This window comes from Moorena sp. SIO3I6 (genome assembly GCF_010672095.1).
Window position 1 is genome coordinate 1 of sequence record NZ_JAAHHU010001003.1, and the last position, 1,805, is coordinate 1,805.

The 1,805-nt window shown below is 45.8% G+C and carries 1 protein-coding gene and 1 pseudogene; both read right to left on the reverse strand.

The annotated features are described in order from the left end of the window. Positions 1–361, reverse strand: a 361-nt coding sequence (locus F6K49_RS45435; protein ID WP_293108745.1) for a retropepsin-like aspartic protease, incomplete at its 3' end; no start/stop codon positions are given. A 557-nt stretch (positions 362–918) separates the two neighbouring features. Beyond that, a pseudogene (locus F6K49_RS45440) lies at positions 919–1,805 on the reverse strand (hypothetical protein); the annotation flags it as partial.

Consider the following 1,805-nt stretch of genomic DNA (forward strand, 5'->3'; position numbering starts at 1 on the left):
CATTAGCTGTATCCATCGTGGCAGTTCCTTCTGGTTTCAATGCCAAAGCTTTTGCCATTTTTGGGGTAATTGTCACGACGGATGCTCCTGTATCAACCACCATTTCAAAGGTTCGTTTACCATTAAAAGTGACATCAATCACAGGAGTGTTATAGACTCGACGTTTGATCGGGATTGTAATCACTCCTGAACTGTTTTGCTTTGAAATGCCGCAAAGTTTGCCAAGGTCAATCAGATTGCCATTGGCATCCCGCATGAAACAGGGTAAATCGATTTGAGCGTTAGAAACAGCAGGAGTCAGGGTGCTGGTTGTGATTACAAATAATGTTGTTAATAGTTGGATTGGTAAATAGGGTTTCACCTGATTTATCTACTCCAGTATTTTTGATTAGTAGAAACTTTTAGTAAGCAAGTATGAAGGCTGAATAGTTAATTATCGCCTAATCCTAGATTACCCAGGTAAACTCTTATAGCAACACTACTTTTAGATAGAGTTTATAGATAGAGTTTATAGCTAATACCTAATAACTCAACTAGCAGATAGGGAATCGTTGTTGGCTCGTTATCGGGAAAAGTTTCGGGAGTTATACTGAGAGCTTGCACCAGTACAAAAAAAACTTAATAAAGGAAGTCATAACAATCGATTTCAGTATTGAAATTGATGCAGGAAGGGAACAGGGGAGCCAGCGCCAGCTGCACATTGAGCATCGGCCAGCAATCCCTAACCCAGTGGGGATTGCTGGCCGATGCTCAAACAGTTGATCGAACCATGGGCTAACTGCCTGTTCTCACTGTGCGATCGCACTCAAGTGTGGCCACTCCCACCATTCCTTGAGTTACTGATCAACCGGTTCCATGGGATTAACCTACCGGCACTCAGATCGATCAAACTGCCGGATTAGATGCTGAGTATCATCATCAGCTCAGCTCCAATTCACTGGGAGCCACTATCGCTTTTTCAGAACTATCTTCGACCACATTAGTGGATTCAGACTCCCCGGTCTCTACTGCCGGTTGTTCAGAACTATCTTCGACCACATTAGTGGATTCAGACTCCCCGGTCTCTACTGCCGGTTGTTCCGATATCTCATCAACAACAGTAGTGGACTCAGACTCCTCGGTTTCTACCGCCGGTTGTTCAGAACTATCTTCGACCACAGTAGTAGACTCAGACTCCCCGGTCTCTACTGCCGGTTGTTCATAACTATCTTCGACCACATTAGTGGATTCAGACTCCCCGGTCTCTACTGCGGGTTCTTCCAAGATCTCCTCAACCACAGTAGTGGACTCAGATTCCCTCGGAGCTACCACAGGTTCCTCTGATGTAATGTCCAGTTCTTCTAGCGGTTCAGGTGAGGGGCTAGGGGTGACAGGAGAACGTCCGAAGAAACTGCCAAAGCGACTCCAAATGTTTAATTTTGGCTTTTCTGAGGGTTCAGCTAGAGGGCTTACTGATTGAGCTGCAGTAGTTGCTTCCTCAACTGGTGCTGGGGTTTCACTAGCAGGAACCAGCTCTTCTGTTTCCAAAGTTGTTTCCAGCTCAGGTAGGTTGGGCTCAACCTCAGGAGTTGCTTCCTCCAGAATTATTGGCAGTTCACTGGGTGTTACAGATTCCTCTAGTTCTGGTATTTGCTCTGTTTCCGTAGGGGCTAATTCTCCTGGTGATGTAGTGTCTTCTTCTGTAGTTTCTTGTTCTAGGGAAGTCGGTTCAGAGGTGAGAGGTTCTTCAACTATAGGAACAACCGAGGGTATTGGTGTTGGCTCTGGTGTTGGCTCTACTGTAGGCGAAGTAGTCAGTGATGGAC